This is a genomic window from Clostridioides sp. ZZV14-6150 (assembly GCF_020657875.1).
Classification (GTDB): Bacteria; Bacillota; Clostridia; order Peptostreptococcales; family Peptostreptococcaceae; genus Clostridioides.
Genome location: NZ_JAGWDA010000014.1, coordinates 102,884 through 123,551, shown reverse-complemented (window position 1 = coordinate 123,551; position 20,668 = coordinate 102,884). Strand labels below are relative to the sequence as shown.

Annotated in this window: 20 protein-coding genes; 9 read left to right on the top strand and 11 right to left on the bottom strand. The window is 27.6% G+C overall.

Going from position 1 to position 20,668, the window contains the following annotated elements; translation table 11 throughout:
* Positions 1 to 62: 62 nt before the first annotated feature.
* Both KGF41_RS15790 and KGF41_RS15785 read right to left on the bottom strand, forming a co-directional pair.
* On the bottom strand, positions 63 to 317 hold the full coding sequence (locus tag KGF41_RS15790) for a MarR family transcriptional regulator (protein WP_227829372.1): 255 nt from the start codon (positions 315 to 317) through the stop codon (positions 63 to 65).
* An 11-nt stretch (positions 318 to 328) separates the two neighbouring features.
* Entirely contained in the window at positions 329 to 1,006 is a 678-nt protein-coding gene (locus tag KGF41_RS15785) for a flavodoxin family protein (protein ID WP_227829371.1), read from the bottom strand.
* Positions 1,007 to 1,269: 263 nt separating this feature from the next.
* Between KGF41_RS15785 and KGF41_RS15780 the strand changes: the two genes are divergently transcribed.
* Both KGF41_RS15780 and KGF41_RS15775 read left to right on the top strand, forming a co-directional pair.
* Positions 1,270 to 1,656 carry a BlaI/MecI/CopY family transcriptional regulator gene (locus tag KGF41_RS15780; protein ID WP_227829370.1) on the top strand — a complete coding sequence of 129 codons (387 nt, stop codon included), beginning with the start codon at positions 1,270 to 1,272 and terminating at the stop codon, positions 1,654 to 1,656.
* 2 nt (positions 1,657 to 1,658) lie between these two features.
* Positions 1,659 to 3,461 (top strand): BlaR1 family beta-lactam sensor/signal transducer, encoded by a 1,803-nt coding sequence (locus KGF41_RS15775; RefSeq protein ID WP_227829369.1) that lies wholly within the window; start codon positions 1,659 to 1,661, stop codon positions 3,459 to 3,461.
* A gap of 303 nt (positions 3,462 to 3,764) precedes the next feature.
* On the opposite strand, the gene KGF41_RS15770 is transcribed toward KGF41_RS15775, so the two are convergent.
* On the bottom strand, positions 3,765 to 5,843 hold the full coding sequence (locus KGF41_RS15770; protein ID WP_227854809.1) for a penicillin-binding transpeptidase domain-containing protein: 2,079 nt from the start codon (positions 5,841 to 5,843) through the stop codon (positions 3,765 to 3,767).
* A 362-nt stretch (positions 5,844 to 6,205) separates the two neighbouring features.
* On the opposite strand from KGF41_RS15770, the gene KGF41_RS15765 reads away from it, so the two are divergent.
* Together KGF41_RS15765 and KGF41_RS15760 are read left to right on the top strand one after the other, a co-directional pair.
* Positions 6,206 to 6,784: a TetR/AcrR family transcriptional regulator gene (locus KGF41_RS15765; protein ID WP_227850879.1), complete on the top strand. Its 579-nt coding sequence runs from the start codon at positions 6,206 to 6,208 to the stop codon at positions 6,782 to 6,784.
* A complete protein-coding gene (locus KGF41_RS15760) occupies positions 6,777 to 7,436 on the top strand; it encodes a chloramphenicol acetyltransferase (protein WP_227850880.1) in 660 nt (219 codons plus the stop codon). Before KGF41_RS15765 ends, KGF41_RS15760 begins: the two co-directional genes overlap by 8 nt.
* 148 nt (positions 7,437 to 7,584) lie before the next feature.
* On the opposite strand, the gene KGF41_RS15755 is transcribed toward KGF41_RS15760, so the two are convergent.
* The 5 genes from KGF41_RS15755 to KGF41_RS15735 all read right to left on the bottom strand — a co-directional run bounded on the left by KGF41_RS15755 (position 7,585) and on the right by KGF41_RS15735 (position 11,678).
* Positions 7,585 to 8,637: an ABC transporter permease gene (locus KGF41_RS15755; RefSeq protein ID WP_227829365.1), complete on the bottom strand. Its 1,053-nt coding sequence runs from the start codon at positions 8,635 to 8,637 to the stop codon at positions 7,585 to 7,587.
* The gene (locus KGF41_RS15750) at positions 8,637 to 9,377 is read right to left on the bottom strand and encodes an ABC transporter permease (protein WP_227856975.1); all 741 of its coding nucleotides are present in this window, start codon (positions 9,375 to 9,377) and stop codon (positions 8,637 to 8,639) included. Before KGF41_RS15750 ends, KGF41_RS15755 begins: the two co-directional genes overlap by 1 nt.
* A gap of 3 nt (positions 9,378 to 9,380) precedes the next feature.
* A complete protein-coding gene (locus KGF41_RS15745; RefSeq protein ID WP_227829363.1) occupies positions 9,381 to 10,139 on the bottom strand; it encodes an ABC transporter ATP-binding protein in 759 nt (252 codons plus the stop codon).
* 101 nt (positions 10,140 to 10,240) lie between these two features.
* On the bottom strand, positions 10,241 to 10,951 hold the full coding sequence (locus tag KGF41_RS15740) for a PadR family transcriptional regulator (RefSeq protein ID WP_227829377.1): 711 nt from the start codon (positions 10,949 to 10,951) through the stop codon (positions 10,241 to 10,243).
* A 118-nt stretch (positions 10,952 to 11,069) separates the two neighbouring features.
* The gene (locus KGF41_RS15735) at positions 11,070 to 11,678 is read right to left on the bottom strand and encodes an MBL fold metallo-hydrolase (RefSeq protein ID WP_227854810.1); all 609 of its coding nucleotides are present in this window, start codon (positions 11,676 to 11,678) and stop codon (positions 11,070 to 11,072) included.
* 168 nt (positions 11,679 to 11,846) lie between these two features.
* Between KGF41_RS15735 and KGF41_RS15730 the strand changes: the two genes are divergently transcribed.
* The 3 genes from KGF41_RS15730 to KGF41_RS15720 all read left to right on the top strand — a co-directional run bounded on the left by KGF41_RS15730 (position 11,847) and on the right by KGF41_RS15720 (position 14,403).
* Positions 11,847 to 12,485 (top strand): TetR/AcrR family transcriptional regulator, encoded by a 639-nt coding sequence (locus tag KGF41_RS15730; protein WP_227854811.1) that lies wholly within the window; start codon positions 11,847 to 11,849, stop codon positions 12,483 to 12,485.
* Between the two features lie 74 nt (positions 12,486 to 12,559).
* A complete protein-coding gene (locus KGF41_RS15725; protein ID WP_227856974.1) occupies positions 12,560 to 13,222 on the top strand; it encodes a response regulator transcription factor in 663 nt (220 codons plus the stop codon).
* Positions 13,222 to 14,403 carry a sensor histidine kinase gene (locus KGF41_RS15720; RefSeq protein ID WP_227829359.1) on the top strand — a complete coding sequence of 394 codons (1,182 nt, stop codon included), beginning with the start codon at positions 13,222 to 13,224 and terminating at the stop codon, positions 14,401 to 14,403. The genes KGF41_RS15725 and KGF41_RS15720 overlap by 1 nt, the downstream gene beginning before the upstream one ends.
* Positions 14,404 to 14,535: 132 nt before the next feature.
* On the opposite strand, the gene KGF41_RS15715 is transcribed toward KGF41_RS15720, so the two are convergent.
* The 3 genes from KGF41_RS15715 to KGF41_RS15705 form a co-directional block, all read right to left on the bottom strand.
* The gene (locus KGF41_RS15715; RefSeq protein WP_227842916.1) at positions 14,536 to 17,196 is read right to left on the bottom strand and encodes an ABC transporter permease; all 2,661 of its coding nucleotides are present in this window, start codon (positions 17,194 to 17,196) and stop codon (positions 14,536 to 14,538) included.
* Complete coding sequence (locus KGF41_RS15710) at positions 17,193 to 17,876, bottom strand: ABC transporter ATP-binding protein (protein ID WP_227435330.1); 684 nt, start codon at positions 17,874 to 17,876, stop codon at positions 17,193 to 17,195. Before KGF41_RS15710 ends, KGF41_RS15715 begins: the two co-directional genes overlap by 4 nt.
* Positions 17,877 to 18,168: 292 nt before the next feature.
* Positions 18,169 to 19,104, bottom strand: coding sequence for a penicillin-binding transpeptidase domain-containing protein (locus tag KGF41_RS15705; protein WP_227856973.1), 936 nt, complete (start codon positions 19,102 to 19,104; stop codon positions 18,169 to 18,171).
* A 416-nt stretch (positions 19,105 to 19,520) separates the two neighbouring features.
* Here KGF41_RS15705 and KGF41_RS21185 point away from each other — a divergent pair, with 416 nt between their 5' ends.
* Together KGF41_RS21185 and KGF41_RS21180 are read left to right on the top strand one after the other, a co-directional pair.
* Positions 19,521 to 19,853 carry a hypothetical protein gene (locus KGF41_RS21185; RefSeq protein WP_413841167.1) on the top strand — a complete coding sequence of 111 codons (333 nt, stop codon included), beginning with the start codon at positions 19,521 to 19,523 and terminating at the stop codon, positions 19,851 to 19,853.
* Positions 19,850 to 20,656: a hypothetical protein gene (locus KGF41_RS21180; RefSeq protein WP_413841165.1), complete on the top strand. Its 807-nt coding sequence runs from the start codon at positions 19,850 to 19,852 to the stop codon at positions 20,654 to 20,656. Before KGF41_RS21185 ends, KGF41_RS21180 begins: the two co-directional genes overlap by 4 nt.
* Positions 20,657 to 20,668 lie beyond the last annotated feature (12 nt).

The window sequence follows — 20,668 nt, the reverse complement described above, 5'->3', positions numbered from 1 at the left end:
GTTTCCCTATATGCTGACTATTTTAGCTACTAACTCATGACTAAAGTCACGAGTGTGCGTAGCTATTTTTTAATCAAGCCTTTATTTTTCATAACATCTAAAATTCTTGTTGTATTAGATTTATCCTTACATGATTTTTCGCACAAATCTATTTGAGAAATCCCATCTTGTTCCCATAGAAATCTTAATAAAGCATAATGATCAGTTGTTATGTCATATCCATTTTGCTTAAACATTTTTTTTAAATCTTCTTTTACTTTCAATGAAGTACTTATTAATTTACTTGTAACTTCATATAATTTCTCAAAATCTCTCATATTACCTCCATCTAAATAATACCTTGCGCCTCCCATCTATCAATTATTCCTTTATATTGCTCAATATTTTTAAATGCCATTGGCTTTAAAATAATATTCATAGCAATAAAGTCGTAGATTTGAGAAAACACAGGTGGATTTTTCTTTTCCTCTATACAATAAACAAATTTTTTAGATACTTTTTGTATCTTTGACTCTACTCTTTCAACTATAGGATTTTGATTAAATCCAATCTTTACAGATAAATGACCACAAACATAACCTCCTGAATCTAAAACCATTGATTTCATAAAAGAAATAGCTTTTGAACCACGAGCATTTTCATATGTTGTAACCGCTATACATGGTTTATGATACAATAGTCGCTCTAACATCATATGAGCTCTATCTGTAAACACCTTAAAAAGACCAGTTACACTACTTCCATAAGTTGGACTACCAAATATAACGCCATCACTCTTAGTAATTATATCATGAATATACTCTACTTTATCATTTTGATTAATACACTTACCTATTTTATAACAATTTAAACAACCAATGCAATATGATGGATTGACTTCACTTAGATTAAAAAAATTGATTTTGACATTTGGTTTAATTCTTTTTATATCTTTGCATAAATGATTCAAAACCTTTGATGTTGCACCGTTTTTTCTAGGGCTTCCGTTTATAACTGTAATTATCATAATTTATACCTCCATTTTAGTTGTTATATCAACAATAAGTATATCAACCGTTTTTTTAACTGTCAATATAATCCTTAATTTTATTTTTTTACCATACCTATATAGCTTAATCACTCATGCCTCTAAAGCTTAATTGATGCTATTTATATTTAAATACATGTACTTTCTAGATGACTGAAAATGAACTATTTAAAAAAATTGACAAACCAAACTAATGATAATATACTTTATGTATTACAAATGTAAGTATAAGGAGGTATCTTATGAAAAAACTACCACAGATTTCAGAAGCAGAATATCAAGTAATGAAAATTATCTGGAAATATGCTCCTATTAGTACGAATGAAGTGATTGAAAAGCTAGTAAAAACAAGTAAATGGAGTCCTAAGACTATTCAGACAATGTTGTTGCGTTTGGTTAAAAAGGGAGCTTTGACATATGAAAAAAATAGCAGAGTTTTTGTTTATACTCCAATTGTTAAAGAAGAAGAGTATGTAGCTACAGAAAGTAGTTCTTTTTTAAATCGTTTTTATAATGGCACTCTTAACTCTATGGTACTAAATTTTTTAGAGAATGATAAATTATCAGAAGATGATATAGAGGAATTAAGACATATTTTAGATAAAAGGAAAACTAAGGAGGATAAGTAAATATGTACGCTCCATTTTTTATGCGATTTTTACTTAGCACACTAACCTTATCTTTTTTAATTATTATAATCCTACTTGCTAAAAAAATATTTAGAAAACATATTTCTGCAATGTATCAATATAATATTGGGTTTATATTACTTATAATGTTAATAATCCCATTTATTCCGCTTAAATACATTAATCATTTAAATATATTTAGCTATATATCTAGTTTTACTCATATTGAAAATAGTACAGCAAATACTTCTATTGTAAAAAATTCTTCAGACAATATAATTAATAATTCAAATGCATTAAAAGATTTTTCAGTATCTTTGAATCAATTTAATTTTGATAATTTAAATATTTTATTGCTAACATTATGGATAATTGGAATTACAATCATGATAATTATTACAGTTCATTGTAATTTTAAAATAAGAAATATAAAAAAATCAGTACAGATTTTAGAAGATGAAGAGATTCTTTCACTTTTTAAGCACTGTAAAAAAATTATAGGTTTAGATAAGGATTTTATATTATGTAAATCGTCTATTATAAATACGCCTATTACATTTGGATACTTTAGACCACATATTATATTACCAAGTGAATCTATATCTAAATTATCTTTAAAAGACATACGATATATTTTACTTCATGAATTACAACACTCTAAAAACAAAGATATTTTAGTAAACTATATAATATGTTTTTTCCAAATATTATATTGGTTTAATCCTCTTGTCTGGTATGCACTTAAAGAAATGAGATTAGACCGTGAGATTGCATGTGATATTTCAGTTTTAAAGAGACTTGATGAAAATAGCTACATAGAGTATGGACATACCATAATAAATTTTATAGATAATCTCTCAAAACCATCTAATCTCACACTTACTTCAGATATTGGTGGTTCAAAAAATCAAATAAAAAGACGTATATTAAAGATAAGAGATTTCCAAATTGAGTCAAAAACTTTAAAACTTAAAAGCATTTTAATTTTTACAATAGTAGCTTTAATTGTATTTGGAAATAGCTCTACACTATCCATTATGGCAGATGTCAATGAAAAATATAATCTTATAAGTAATCAAACTTTATATGAAGATTTAAGTCAGTATTTTAAGGGTTTTGATGGAAGTTTTGTAATGTATGATTTAAAGTCTAATCAGTATCATATTTACAATGAAGAAAAAAGTAAAATGAGAATTTCACCAGACTCTACTTATAAAATTTATAGTGCTTTGTTGGGATTAGAAAATGGTGTAATAACAAGAGATAATTCATACATTCATTGGAATGGGAAGTATCACGCTAATGATTCTTGGAATAAAGACCATGACTTATTTTCTGCTATGGAAAACTCTGTTAACTGGTATTTTCAAGATTTAGACAAAAAAAATGGTATAAAAGACATACAAACTTATCTAGAAAAAATTAACTATGGAAATCGTGATATTTCATCTGGGATATCAAACTATTGGCTAGAATCTTCTTTGAAAATCTCACCTATTGAACAGGTAAATTTACTTAAAGATTTTTATACAAATAAATTTGAATTTAGAGATGATAATATAAAAACTGTAAAAGATTCATTATTGATATCTAAAGAAGCTGGAGTATCACTTTATGGGAAAACTGGTACTGCTAATATAAATGGAAAAGATGTAAATGGTTGGTTTATAGGTTATGTAGAAAAAGATGGAAATGCTTATTTATTTGCAACAAACATTCAAAGTAAAGATTATTCTAATGGTAGCACAGCAGCCAAAATAACATTATCTATTTTAAATGATAAAAAAATATATAAGACAAATTAATGCAAATATACTTTTTAATACATTTTCTTTAAGATTTAAAAACTTCACATAATATTCAAATTAACTCTCTATAAAATTCATATACAAGGGTTATTATATAAACATAGAAGATAGTAAAACTAGCTTAAAAACATAATATAATACCCTATATAAATAGTGGCAACTCTCCCTCACATCCTCAATTGTTGCCACTATTTTATTTTTTGAACTAATAAAAGACTTCATCATATAGTGAAGTCTTTTATTAATTTGACTTTTATCTAAAAATAAGATGTCAAAAATATAAATCCCAAATACATCATATTAATCTTCAAATACTGATTTTATAATAGGTATAACATAATGGCTTCCTCCACGATGCTTCACATCTTCAACCATAGCTAATGCTAGATACTGTTTGTCACTATCTTCATCAACTGTAAACGCATTAAACCATCCAAGCTCTGTTCCAGTAGTATCATCTTTTGATGCTTTAATTTCTGCTGTACCAGTTTTTCCAGCAATAGTAATTCCTTCAGTTTTAGCACCATGACCTGTTCCATTAGGATTTTCAATAACTTGAATTAAGTCATCACATATAATTTTCACAGACTCTTTAGAAAACACATCTTTTTTCCAGAATTCAGCCTGTGGATTTTCTTTAAATTCAAGATAAGGCTTTATCATACTTCCATCATTGACAAAAGTTGAATATATTGATGCCATATGTACTGGATTTACAAGTACTTTACCTTGACCATACCCACTATCTGCTAATTGTATTTCTGTATCAAATTTATTGTCAGTACCAAATTTTGAAGAAGCTAATCCAAATTCAAATGGTATACTTTCTTCAAATCCTAGTTTTAACAGTTCTTTTGATAATACATTTTCACCTATTTTTAATGCTGCTTTGGCAAAATAAATATTATCAGAATAAATCAATGCATTTTTCATATTTACAGTATTTCCATAATCCTTTAATGTAGTTACCTTATAACTTCCCCAACTAGAATCTTTTTGCCAACTAAGACCACTATGACCAAAATTTTCATTAGGATTAATCTTTCCTGTTGTTATTCCAATACCAGCAGTAACTGGTTTAAAAGAAGACCCTGGACATAGTCTGGCTTTAAATCTATTATACATTGGTTTATTTTCATTTTCATTGAGTTCTTTCCATCTATCCTCTGACATACCTAGTATAAATTCATTTGGATTGTATGATGGACTACTTATAAGAGATAAAATCTCTCCTGTTTTAGGATTCATAACCACTGCACAACCCTTATCATTTTTCAACTGGTCATATAATTTACTCTGTAGCTTTGAATCAATAGTCAGTTTGACATCTTCCCCATCTTGCTTTGGAACAATTGCTAAAGTTTCTTTTTTATCTCCATATCTATCAGCTATAATAATCTCACACCCATCAATACCACGTATTCTGTCTTCTAATAGACTTTCTAAACCAATTTTACCGATTATGCTATTAGCATTGTAGTTCTTTCCCTTTTTTTCTTTTAATATTTCTGCATTCACATTTTGAACATACCCAGTTAAATGGCTAGCTTTTTCACCTAGTGGATATGCTCTTACCTCTGTATTAGATATTTTAACTCCTGAAATGCTAAGTAGTGATTCTTGTAATAATTTATCTTTTCCTTTTACAGAGCCATCTGGATTTTCTTCTATTTTTTCAATAGTTTTTATAGGGACCATTGAGTTTTCTTTTACCCAAGATGCATCTAATTTTTTTTGGATTTGCTCAACTGGTATATCTAGTAAATCAGATAGTTTTTTTAGGTCTTCTACATTATTACTCATCTTTCCAGGCACTAATCCTATAACAGATGCAAGACCTTTCCCAGCAAGTACTTCACCATTTCTATCTAAAATATTTCCTCTTTTAGCTTTAAGTGTTGATACTAGAACCTTATTATCATTTTCAAGTTCTGGAAATATAACGTTTGACTGCCATCTTATTTTATAGTTTTTTTGTTTGTCTTTAGTCAATAATACTTCATTTGAAAATGAGATTTTTCCTGCTAAAGTGTCTATTTTAGAATCATAATTTATTTTTGTACCTTCCTTTTCATCTTTTTTAATATCCTTAATATCAATACTTATATTATGTGCACTAATTCCTCCGTATATTTTTTTATTTCTAGAGATAAAATCTTCTTTTTTGTTTTCTAGTTTACTTTTTTCGTCTAATAGATTGTACATTTTTTCATATTGTCTTTCATTTGCGAAAGACATATACTGTTTTAATAGTTCATCTGGTTTGATTTTATTAAATCCATTCAATGCAAATTTAGTTGTAATACCAATAATAACTACAACTAAACAGATTAAAGCACCAAAGATTAATAATTTTTTTGTTTTTATCTTTTTTTTCATACAAACCCCCTTATTCTTCAATATATTACATATGTAAGCTTTAAAATGAAAATACTCCCATAAATACATCAACTATCTATTTTTTATTATTTTATTGTTTTTAAATATCCTAATAAAAAAAATATATATTAAAATAACATAATTGATAGTAATTTATATATTACATACGTAAGTTTTAAAAGTCAATATTATTATTACTATTTTAATAAACTTTCATCTTAATTTAAAAATAAATTAGAGTTATTTTATTTACTAACCATTTTATTTGCTGGCTGTTTTATACTATATAAATTTAAATTGACAAAGCGACACAAATGTCTTATAATTAAAAACGACATGCATGTCGCAAAGGAGGAAAATATATGGCAACAAAAGGAATGCAAACTAAACAATTTATTATTGATACTTCAATAAAGTTATTTTCTGAAAAAGGCTACAGTAATGTAACTATGAAAGATGTTTGTGAGGCATGTAATTTAAGTCGTGGTGGTCTATACAGACATTTTAATTCAACAAAAGAAATTTTTATTGATATGTTAAATTCTCATAAAGATAATGCTAAAAATTTATTAGATGAAAGTATCAAGGAAGATATATCAGCTAGGCAGATGTTAGAGTATTTTCTTAATCAACAAAAGTCAGAAATACAAAGTGAATACTCTGGATTAGATTTTGCAATCCATGAATTTGCTTTTGTAGAAAAAGACCAGCGTGATTATATGAACAAAAGATATAATTCAGCCATTACAATGCTTTCGAAGTTAATTGATTATGGGCAATCTAAAGGTGAATTTAAAAAATGTAATTCTATGACACTTGCAACACACATAATGTTCTTGTTTGATAGTATGAAGACATCAGCACCTGTTTTAGTACTTACAGATGACGATATTGATAAGCAAATAAATCTTATAAAGGATATGGTGATTTTATATGAATAAACAACAATTCCATAAAATTGACTTACAAAACTGGGAACGATATACACATTTTTATTATTTTTCAAAGATGACAAATGTAGGATTTGATTTAACTATAGAAATAGATATTACTCGTTTACTTGATGAAACGAAAAAGAGAAATATCAAATTTTATCCAGCATATCTATATATAGTAACAACTTGTTTAAATCGATATAAAGAACTAAAGATTGCATATGATGAAAATGAACTTGGATATTGGGACACTTTAACTCCATTTTATGCAATTTTTCATGATGATAATAAAACTTTTTCATCAATATGGACAGAATACAATAAAGATTTTTCAATATTCTATAAAAGTTATTTAAATGATATTGAACAATATGGAAAAAATTATGGTTTTTTAGCAAAACCTAATCCTCCAAAAAATTGCTATACTGTTTCATGTCTTCCATGGATTAGTTTTAAAAGCTTTACTGTACATAATCATGGTCTTGAAAATTATTTTTTCCCTACAATTGAATCAGGCAAATATTATCAAAAAGATGAAAAAATACTTCTCCCTCTTTCTATAACAGTACATCATGCAGCTACTGATGGATACCATGTAAGTTGTTTTATTGATGATATACAAAAAATGTGCTTTAATACTGATACATGGTTATTCTAAAAAATAATCTGTATTATAGACATATATTATAATATTTATAATCTAAAATAAACAATCACATTACATGAATAAGATAATGTGATTGTTTACTTATACTCATATTTTTACTTATTTTAATTATAATTATTTATTTTTTCTTCAATTTTATTTAGTTCTCAATTTTATTTAAATACTTTACTCTCTTAGTACATCCCACAGTTAACAAAACTAAAACTACTATTATTGATGTTAAAATATAAATATAGTTCATATTAGAAAACCATCCTTTACCATCTTCCATGTAAGTCGAAATACTTATAAACCATCGTATTGGACTTATGATACTCATATTTTGCAACATAGCAGGCATTTTATCAATTGGAATAAATGAACCACCAATAAGTGATAGTATAAGAGATATACCAGTAGCAAATAAATTTGCATACATCTCCTTATTAAACAATGAAGATACAAATGTTCCAAAAGAAGTTGCCAAAGCCGATATCCATACACCCATTAAAAGTAAATTTATATAACTGATACTAATATCAATATTAAGCAATTTAATGATAGTTATTGAAACTAAATATTGAAAATATGTGATTGCAAAGTTATATAGTATATTCCCTAACACATATCCTCTTATATTTTGTGGTGAATATAATATTCTTGTAAATGTACCTGAATTTTTATCTTTAATAATCATTGATGCTGTAACAGTAGAGGTTATCATTAAAAATAATACAATAAAAGCAATTATTCTTTGCAAAACGCCTAAGGTGTTTTCTTGTAGTTTATTTATATTTATAGGTGTTGAATCTTCTTTATATGATTCTATTAAATACTCTAATATATTATTTGTATTTTTATCTTTTATCGAATACAGTTTGAAATTACCCTTATTGAAATATATAACAGCAGAATATTTTCCAGTTATAATATCAGTTTTGACTGTTTTAAAGTCTGCAATTTCAACATCAATTCCTTGAGTGCTTTTTAATGCCTTAACCATATCTGTATAAATCTTCTTTTCAGATTTATTTAAAACTTGTTCATTTTTATACTCACTCAAAATACCAATATTAAAAGATGGTTTACTTATGTAATTTGCTAGTACTCCAAGTATTACTATAATTATTGGAAATAAGAGTATAACTAAAAAACCCGATTTTTTATTTATATTTCTTTTAAAATTATTATTAAAAATACCTATTAAGTTCACTATATAAATGCCTCCCTTTTAAATAATTTGACTGTAAGTACTGTCATTAAAATACTTATCATTACAAATATAGATGATATATTAAAAAGGGGTTGTAAGCTATCATCATAAATACAAGTAACTATACTCCTATTGACCCAAGTTAATGGTGATATATTAATTGCTAATGAAACAACTGGATTTAATGAACTAACTGGAAAAAATACGCCTCCTAAGAAACCAAAAATCACTATTGGTATATTAATGATATTACGTAGTATATCTAAGTTTTTGCATGCAAGACCTAAAAACAAACCTATAGTTGATACTACAGTTGACTCACACACTAAAAGAAAAATAATAGCTAAAAAATTTCCACCAAAACTTATCTGAAAAACGCCTTTTATTATAACTAAAGTTATTAAATTACACAGTGAAAGTATAATTGTGCAAGAGAAAAGTTTTGAAAGTACTAACTCTTTTATGGAAATCGGAGAGATCATATAACGATAGGATGTATTAGAAATTTTCTCATCTTGTGCAGCATATGAAACACTAATGATTCCCATAAGAACACAAAATGGTATTGTGACAATAGTATAATAGTTATATGATGTAAATTCTGTTCCATAAGACTTTGATGTTAAATATCCTAATAACATTATGATTATTAATGGAAAAACAATATTATAAAATAAAATAAAAAAATCTTTACTTCTTCGCTTGATTCCTAATCTAAACAATGGCAAAAAATATCTCATATATTATTCCTCCAAATCTCTCAAATTTGTACCTGTAAGATATAAAAAAATATCCTCCAGTGTCTTGCAACCAAGTTTTAAATACTTATCTTTATATAAGTTCTTATCTAAATCTTCTAAAATTACTCCTTTATCAATTAAAACAATCCTATTACATAAAGCTTCTATTTCCTCCATATAGTGACTAGTATAAATAACTGTTGTACCATTCTTATTAATCGTTTTAATTGCTTCCATAATCTTATTTCTCGATTGAGGGTCAATTCCAACTGTTGGCTCATCCATAATGAGAATTTTAGGGCTATGTGCGATTGCACAAGCTATATTTAACCTACGTTTCATTCCTCCAGAAAATTTTGATGGTAGTTCTTTATGTCTACCCCAAAGTTCAACAAACTCCAAAGCCTCTTTAGTTCGAGATTTAAGTTCATTTCCTCTAAAACCATACAATGAACAAAAGAATTTAACATTATCATATGCACTTAGGTCTTCATATATTGCCAGCTCTTGTGGTACAACACCAAGAGCACTTTTAAAGATATTTTGCTGAGTTCTGATACTTTTACCCCTATAATATATATCTCCACTATCTGGAGATACAATTGTAGTAAACATATTAATAGATGTGCTTTTTCCTGCTCCATTTGGTCCAATAAAACCTAAAATATCTCCTTCTAGTATTTTAAAACTCTCTCCTGATACAACTTCCTTATTGTTATATCTTTTAGATAACTTTTCAATCTCTAATAGTACATTTTCCATTTATAAAACCTCCTAATATTTTAACCAATATTATATATCCAATGTTGTATATATTATTTTTTTAAAACACGAGTCTTTGACTCGTGCTATTATAAATAAACTTATTTTTTATTTTGTAATTTTAGTATTATTTTATCTATATTCTCGATAGCTTTGTCTGGATTATTAATTATTTCATCTCTAAGTTTTTGAACCTCTAATAGTTCACTTGTTGCCTCATTTTCAAATAAAAAATCGTCTTCTATATTTGAAAAATCTATAGATTTAATTACGTTCTGTGTTTCATAACCAACAGATATGTACTTATCAATATTATTGAGTATTTCCTCATGCCATAGTATTTGATAATTCAAATTATCTATTGTCATATCAAAGGCAATTCTTTCTGTTGGAAGACTTTTTTTATCAATATTTTTAATTTCTTTCCAGTTTTCCCAATACTTTTTCTGCTCTATCAGATGCTTTATATGCTTTTCAAGATTGATTTGTATAGTATCTCTTGGTAATACATCTAAAATATTATACAATAGGAATTTATTTGAACCTACTGGAACTATAGGCATCTGTAATTCTTTTTGTAGCTCTTCTTTTAACTCCACTTTACCACTTTGTGTAATCTCATAAATCTTACGAATTCTAGCACCAGTTTTTTCTTCTCTCAAAACTCTGACTGCCCCATCTTTTTCTAGCTTTGTCAATGCATAGTAAATCGAACCTGATTGTATTTTTGTCCATCTATCTGCACCAGAAACCTGTAAAAATTTTTGAATCTCATATCCATGTGTTGGCTTAATATTTAAATAATATAAAATTAAAGTACGTATCAGAAAAATTCACCACCTTATACTCTATCTTGGATATTATATTATCACCAACGTTGTATATAGTCAATAGTTGTTATTTAAATAAATATATCATGACTTACTATTTTTATTGTTTAGCACAAGGAATCCCATGAGACATACATATCCAATTGTATTTTAAATTTTCTATCTCACTTACAGATTTCATCATTTTTTCAGAATCCCAGTTCCACAGATTAGGATATGGGATTATATTTCCTTTCTTATTCTTAACTAAATCTCCTGCAAACAATACATCTTCAAAAAGCATACATACATGTCCTGGTGTATGTCCAGGAGTATGAATAATTTTTATATTCCCGACTTGCATATTATTTCCATAAGGCTCTACATCTTTAATAATTCTTTTTGAAATTGTCTTTCCAATAAATTTTTTAAATCCAGGTCTATCCTTCTTCCCTATAATAAAAGGTATATCTTCCATATGAGCCCACACTTTTGCTCCTGTATGTTCTTTCAATAACTTAATATTAGATATATGGTCAACATCATGATGAGTCAGTAAAATATGCTTAATATCAGTTAGTTGAATCCCAAGTGTTTTTAATTCTTTAATTATACTATTCCCCATAAAAGGAAGTCCTGTATCTATCAATGTAATCTCTTCATCAAACACAATAAAACAATTTGCACCACGAGTACTATCTAACAACAATACATTTTCTTTTATTTTCATAAATAAATCCCCCTTATTTTATATTTTACCTATATAATTAATTAGTAAAGTTATAATAAATTATAGTGCTTTACATTAACTTTATTTTTAAAAAGTATACTATCGTTATACAAGTATACCATCAGTATATATTCTTATCAATATAATCAGTAGAAAGGAGTATTTTATATGTCGGAATTATCAAGAAGAGATAAAGAAAAAATCCAAAGAGAAAATGAAATTATTGTTAAAGCAGAAAAATTATTTTGTCTTAATGGATTTGATAACACTTCTATGAATGAACTAGCAAAAGAAGTAGAATATACAAAACGTACTATATATAAGTATTTTTCATGCAAAGAAGATTTATTTTTTGCTGTTGTACTAAGAGGGTATAAAAGACTTTGGGATAGTGTTAAAATAGAAAGTTCAAAAGGTAAAACTGGATTTGAAAAATTAAAATTTTCATATTCTGCATTTCATAAATTTTATTGTAAGGAGCCTTCTTTACTAGCTTTAATGGGAATGATTGGACTTTTACAATCTAAAAATTCAGACTTAGAGATACCTTTTAAAGAAAAGTTTTTTTCTTTCAATAAGTTTATGTTTGAAGAAATACAAGAACTATTTGAAATGGGAAAAGTTGATGGAAGTATTAGGTCAGATATTGAGATACCTACTCTTATGTATTCATCAATATTTACACTTACAGGATTTTTTAATTTATTATCTATAACAGGAAAATCGTATATCAACAATTTTAATATAGAAGAGAAAAAATTTATTGAAACCACACTTGGTCTTTTAATAGATTCACTTAAAGCGTAGTTTTAATTTATAAGTTTTTGACAGGGATTTTATTTTACACTATAAATTTTTTTAAATGAAAGGACTGAAAATAAATGGCAAAAATACTTCTTTTAGAAGATGATGATACAATTGCATTTGGAATAAAAACTTCCCTAGAAAAGAAAAAACATGTAGTTTGTTGTTATAGTACAATTACTGAAGCTAAGAAAAAATTTGACAAAGATATCGATTTAATTCTACTTGATTTAAATTTACCTGATGGGATTGGATATGAATTTTGTAAATATGTTAAAAATATAAGAGATACTCCAGTGATATTTTTGACAGTGCATGATGATGAAAAAGATATTGTACAAGGTCTGGATATGGGCGCAGACGACTATGTGGTTAAGCCATTCTTGCTTTCAGTACTTCAATCTAGAATTAATGCTGTACTTAGGCGTACTCATTCTAACACTACTAGCACTCTTACATGTGAAAATATAAAATTGAATAAAGATGAAGTTAAAGTATATTTGGATAATATTGAAATCCCTTTGACAGCAGGAGAATACAAACTACTCCTAAGCTTAATGGAAAATAAAAATAAAGCACTTACTCGTGCAAAACTATTAGAAATGCTCTGGGATATAGATGGCAACTTTGTAAATGATAATACTCTTACTGTTACAATAAAGCGACTTAGAGAAAAACTAAAAAATCCATCCTGCATAAAAACCTTGAGAGGTATAGGATATAGAATGGAGGACAGCTAGTGAAAACTCCAAGAAATATCAATAATACTGTTGTTTTTATAGTATTCTGCTTAGCTATCACTATTTTGTTAAGTATAATTCTAACAACTATAACTTCTTCTGAAGAATATAATATGATATCTAAAACCATTGGTACATCATATCAACTTAACCCTAAATCTACAGAACATATTTTAGAATCACTAAAAAATTCAAGTTCTCATGACTTTAATGTAGGAAATGAGATTTTATTAAAACATGGTTATACTAAAAATACATTTTGGTATAAAAACTTTTTTTATTTCATTATAGTATCCTTTGTTATAGTGTCAACAATGGCTATAGTTGTGTTCATAATTCAGTATAGAAAAAAAAGACATAATATGATTAGAATCAATACTCTTACTCACTATTTGGAAGAAGTCAATTTAGGGAAAGAATCCATACTTTTACGATGTGAAGATGAGTTTTCACATCTTGAAGACGAGATATATAAAACTGTGGGAGAACTTCGTTGCTCAAAAGAATTTGCTTTAAAAGAAAGACAAACTCTTTCAGATAATCTTGCAGATATTGCACATCAACTTAAAACTCCAATTACTTCTATGTCGCTTATGGCACAATTACTTGCAGAAAGTTGTCCAGATGAAGAAATAGATTACCTTAATAGACTTACAAACCAAATATTAAGATTAGAAAGATTGGTGTCATCTTTACTTACTTTGTCAAAATTAGATGCAAGTACTTTAATATTTGAAAATAAACTTATAGATGTCCATTCTCTTCTTACTAATGCTGTTGAACCTATAGAAGGAATTTTAAAAGAAAAAAATCAGACATTTATTATTAAAGACTCTTCGTTCGTAGAATTTGAGATTGATATTAACTGGACTTTGGAAGCTCTTTTAAATATTCTTAAAAACTGTAGTGAACATGTAGAAGATGGTGGACAGATTGTTGCTTATTATAGTAAAAACCCTCTATACATTGAAATTATTATAGAGGATAATGGGAAAGGTTTTGCTCAAGAAGACCTACCATATATTTTTAATCGATTTTATCGTGGTAAAAATGCTAGTAAAGACAGCATTGGTATAGGTCTTGCTCTATCAAAGTCTATTATAGAAGGTCAAAATGGTACTATACATGCAGAAAATTGTCATCATGGTGGTGCACGATTCATAATTAAGTTTTATACATAAAAGACTGGATTATAGGAGAACACCTATAATCCAGTTACATTATATCCTATTTATCTATCATTTACACATTATCTATCACTTACACACAATATTCTTTAAAGTTGCTTTTAAAAAATATTCAATAAATCTTGTTTATATTGTCTCATTTTTTATAGATTCTACTATGTTTTCACTCTTTAATTGTTTACATCCCATAGTATACGACGCTATTACTACAATAAGTATCAATATGGTAAAGCTCGTCACTATGGATATTGGTGCAAATAATAAGTACTCCATAAAACTTATTTCATTTATATGGATGAAAGCATACAGTATAGCTATTTGCACAGGAATACTGAGTAATAATGGTGTAAGACCAAAAAATAATCCTTCTAGGATAAGCATCTTTTTCATACCCTTTGGAGACAATCCTGCAGAACGTAACATAGCAAATTCTTGTCGTCTACTTCTAAGATTCCCTGAAACAGTCGCCCATACATTTGATAAACCAATTGCAGCTAATAATGCTGTAATAAATCCTACTATCAAATTCATAGTTATTTGTCCACTCTCACTTAATTCTTCATTTTCTACAACATCATTAATACTATAATCACCTGACCCATAATATTTATTGCAAATAGATTCAAACTCTTTTCTTACTTTAGAAATATTATCATGATTATCTATTTTAAATAACCCTGTTATTCTATTTGATTTTAATCTACGGTTTTCATGATAGTTTTTGGACACATCCTGTACTATAGACATTGGTACTATTTGAATTAAGGTGTATCTACCAAGATTTTCTGCTATTTGTGGAAGTGTATCTGTAATAGTTCCTACTTTCATATTAAAAGTATAATTTCCCTCATCTTCATCATATACCTTTTCATTTAATGTAATGTTATCTCCTACAGAAAGATTTAAATAATCTATATATACTTTATCCCTACGTGTACTACGCTCAACATCTTCCTCACGATTATATACAATCGAAATCGGATTTTTTGTATCATAATATGGTTTTGGGTCTATAGAAAGTTGTTTACAATATTTTGCAAAACTCTCATCATCAAGTCCAATCATAGTTGAAGTAATACGAAACTTACCATCACGTTCTATAGGAGCATATTTTTTAGCTGAGACTATCTTTTTAAATCCTCCACTCTTTGCAAGCTCTTTTGAAGCGTCTTTTTCAGTTAACCAAGTGATTGCAGACATTTTTAGATAATATAATGAACTCTCTACACCTTGTGTACTGTTTAATTGTTCTAAAAACTGTTTTTCTGCAGGTTCACTATTTTCCAGATGCAATGATATATCCCTTTGATTAGCATAAATATCACTACCATAAACACGCTCTGCACCTCTTTGACATGCAATTATATTTAGAAAGCTCGTCAACAATAAAAAAGAAAGTGTTAAAGATATTGTTGCGGTACGATAAGATTTTTTACGGGAACGAAGCGCATTTACTGCAAGCTCTCCTTCTATACCAAATAAGTTTGTTAGTGAATATTTATGTGACTTTTTGATTTTAATACTATCACCTTGTCTAATTGCTTCTATAGGTGATATTTTTGATACTTTACGTGCTGGGATAAGTGCAGAAATCCATACTGTTATTATTGTAAGTAAAACAGCTGGCAAGAAAGCAATAACACCATAAGTAAAGATTACCTGTTGATTATTATTAACAGTATCGACTGAATTAATATAACTTACAAGACCCTTACACAATGCCCATCCTAAAAATAAGCCTATAGGCAAAGGAATAATTGTCAATAAAAACCCTTCAAAAACCACAGACTTTTTAATCTGCTTTGGTGATGCTCCAATACTAGCTAGTATACCCAATTGAGTAAGTCTAGCATTTGCTGATAGTGCAAAAGCATTATAAATCACCAGTACAAATACGGCTACTGTAAAGATTGCTATTGTTAGATACATAATAGGTGTTGAAAATTTTTCTATACTGTTCATAGATGCTTTCTGCTCTGGAGAAAAAACTAACATTTTTAAAAGATAATTACTATTATACTTAAGATTGTATTTTCCATATTCATTCATTTTCCATCCTAATGATTTAGCAAGCTTTGGAAGCTCTTTATATGTATCTCTAATATTTTTAAATCGTAAATATACAGTAATATTATCACTAGGCTTTATACTTGCTCTATCAAGATAACCAAGAGCTGTATATGCAGGTACAACTGATGAAGTAGTAACATCTATTTTCCCTACTATTGTCAACGTAGTCTCTGAAATCTTCTTAAAACTTTCACCTTTAGATTTTGGAGCTACGGGTTCAAGAAGATTTCCATTTAAAACCCTATCTCCTATTGGTATAGTAATCTTATCACCAATTTTTACATTTGGATTACTCTCAAAATATTGTTTTGATAGTGCAATTTCATTAGCATTATTTGGTCGATGACCCTCTAGTATAGTGTCTTTCTCTGGCATAGAATTCCAATATTCTGAGGTAGCATTTCTATAAATTATGTAATCCCTTTTATCATCGTCAATTTTACCTACATACCACTGTCCTTTAATCATCACATCATCAACTGAAGAGAAATTTTCAATTAATGATAAGTCACTTCCATGAGTTTCATCAAATAACTCTCCATGCCAATTACCTTCTTTCTCAATTGAAAGCCTTATAAAATCACTCCACATTGTATATAATAGTCCACACAAAGAAGACATCATAGTTGTAGTAAGTAATATAGCTAACATTATAGCCATACTACTGCGCTTATTACGACGTACAAAATCTAAGGTGTATTCTTGAAGAATATTCATTTCTTCACCACCTTTTCAGAAACTATCATACCATCTTCCATAGTTATAATACGATTTGCTTCTAATGCTATTTTTTCATCATGAGTAATAAGAAGTATTGTTTGATTAAATCGTTTATTTGATAAGTTTAGTAAATCTACAATTTCTTCAGAATTTTTTCTATCAAGATTACCTGTTGGTTCATCTGCTAATAAAATAGCTGGTCTATATATTAAACTTCTAGCTATAGCTACTCTTTGCTGTTGTCCACCTGAAAGTTGACCTGGAAGATGTTTAAGCCTATCAGTTAATCCAAGTGTAGATACAATTTCAGAAAACCTATCTTCATCCACTTTCCTTTTATCAAGTAACATTGGTAATAATATATTTTTTCTAACATCAAGAGTAGGTATAAGATTATAAAATTGATATATAAGCCCTACTTTTCTACGTCGAAAAATTGCCAATGCTTCCTCTTTTAAGCTTGCTATTTCAGTATCTTCAATATAAATTTTTCCAGATGTAGGTCTATCTACTCCTCCAAGCATATGAAGTAATGTAGATTTTCCAGAACCAGAGGCTCCTACTATAGATACAAAATCACCTTTTTGAACTGATAAATTCAAATTATTAAGAGCTGTCACCATGGTTTGATTTGAGCCATATGTCTTTGTTAAATTTTCACATTTTAGTATTTCCATATACAATCATCTCCTTTATAGTTAAAGTTTAGCAATCCAAAATGACATTATAGTGACACACCAAACTAAATGTTGACACTCTTTTAAAATACTCTTTTCAATTAAATATGATACTTTACATAAACACCTTATAATTTTTAACCAATATAAGATTATTTTTTATTAAATTTTGTTCATATCTTTTTACATCTACTTAAGATAATATAAATAAAATAAAAACTATGCAATATATTTATCAATTCATTGCATAGTTCCTTAAATTTACCTATATTTTAGTATAAAGTTATGTCTATTATATAGCACTATAATATTTCTTAATTATATCAATTGCAATCTCTTTTACTTTTGGTCCTCCAATTTCTTTATTAGAATCATCTGATTTAATAGCAAAGTAATATGTATCATCTTCATTTTCTACCATACCAACAAACCATGCATCAACACATTGCTTCTTTTCATCAAATCCTGTTCCAGTTTTACCATATACATTCATTTTCTTATCATTTATATCTATTTTCATAATGTCCTTCAAGAGATTAATATTCTCTTTTTTAAAGCTTGTATCACCCTCAAAAATTTTAGCTAATACTTGTGTTTGCTCTTTAGGAGATATTTTTAATGAAGATTCTAACCAGAACCCATTTAAATCTTTACTTCCATTTTTTGAATTTCCTTCCCACTCACTAATGTCACAATTTCCATATTTTAGATTATCTAGTGTGTTTTGAACAAATTTAGCATCAACTTGATTCATCAGTTTTCTATGATACCAAACACAAGATGCTTTAAATGCTTCTTCTAGATTAAGATTTCTATTCCAATCTTCAATCTCATAAATTGTGCCATTATACCCCATAACTGATTCTTTTGAGTTTACTATTCCCTTTTCTAGACCAATTAATGTTGAAATTATTTTGAAAGTAGAACAAGGTGAAGCCCTTGTTTCAATTAATTCTTTATTGTATATGTTATATTCTTTATTTTTACTACTGTAAAAAATAGCTCCTCCACTAATATCTTTAAAACAATCACTATAATCAACTACATTAACTTTATCTTTTTTCTCCTGTGTACTATCTTTAGCCTCCAATTCATTTGATTTAAAATTTGTATTGTTACTCTTAATATTTTGTTCTTTATTATTTTGATTACTTCCCATTAGATATTTTGCTATAAGCACAATGACTAATAGAATAATTATTAAAATAAAACTTGTTTTTCTTTTCATACCTTACTACTTCCTAATATGTATATCTATAATCCTCCTCTAATATTATAAAAACCACTATTATAACTATCAGTAACATTATTCTCTCCTTTCAATCAGTAAAATTATATCTGAATACACACCTAAAACTTACTATTGTAGTATTTAAAATATTACAATAGTAAGTTTTAAAAGTCAAGTTATTTAAATCTTTTAAACTCGCTCATTTTTACTAAATTTTAAATAAGTTCTATGATAGGATTTTTGTTTTTTATATGTAACATCACTAATTAATACTGTTTACAATGTAAACAAATTTAAAAATAATATCTGTAATATAGCAGAATATATCAGGAAAATAGGTTTTAATCTTATTATAATATAACTACATAATATAATTACGCTACTCAAATATATAAAGAAAGGACTTAGTATTTATGTCATATATCATAATAAAAGGACTTACACATAATAATTTAAAAAACATATCACTTAAACTTCCCAAAAACAAAATCATTGTCTTTACTGGAGTTTCTGGCTCTGGAAAATCAAGTATTGTATTTGACACAATTGCAGCAGAATCACAAAGACAAATGAATGAAACATATTCAGCATTTATTAGAGGTCGACTTCCAAAATACAAAAAACCTCATGTAGAACTGATTGATAATTTAACTGCTTCTGTAATCGTGGACCAGTCTCCTCTTGGTGGCAATGCACGTTCTACAGTAGGAACTATAAGCGATTTGTATTCTTCACTAACAATATGAGCAAACACACCAAAGAAAAGTCGGAAAGACTTATAACTGATGAGGAATGTCCTCAATGTCATGGAAAAAGATTAAATAAAGATGCACTTAACTGCACTATTTTAGGGTATTCTATAGCAGATATGGGTAATATGGAATTTACTGAACTTTATAATTTACTCTCTCAAATAAATGATAAAAAAGTTGAAACAGTTGTCAACGCTCTTACTGATGGCTTAAAAAGAATGATTGATATTGGACTTCCTTATTTACATCTAAATAGGGAATCAACTTCTCTATCTGGAGGAGAAGCCCAGAGATTAAAACTTGTACGCTATATGGGAAGTAGTCTCACAGGTCTAACTTATATTTTTGATGAACCCAGCACTGGAATGCACCCAAGAGATGTATATTGTATGAATCAATTATTAAAAAAACTTAGAGACAGAGGAAATACAGTTTTGGTAGTAGAGCATGATAAAGATGTCATATCTATAGCCGATGAGATTATAGATATTGGCCCAAATGCTGGTAAACATGGGGGAAATATTATATTTCAAGGTACCTATAATGAATTACTTCTAGCAAATACACTTACTTCAAAAGCTATGAATTTATCATTATCTCTAAAATCTAATACTCGTAAAGCAAAAAGCTTTCTTCCCATTAGAGGAGCTTGTTTGCATAATCTAAAAAATGTTGATATAGATATAGCAGTTGGAATCATGACAGTTGTTACTGGAGTTGCTGGTTCTGGTAAAAGTACTTTGATTTCTCGTATTTTTGCAAAAAAATATGAAAAAGATGTTATTAAAATTGACTAAAACCCTATCACA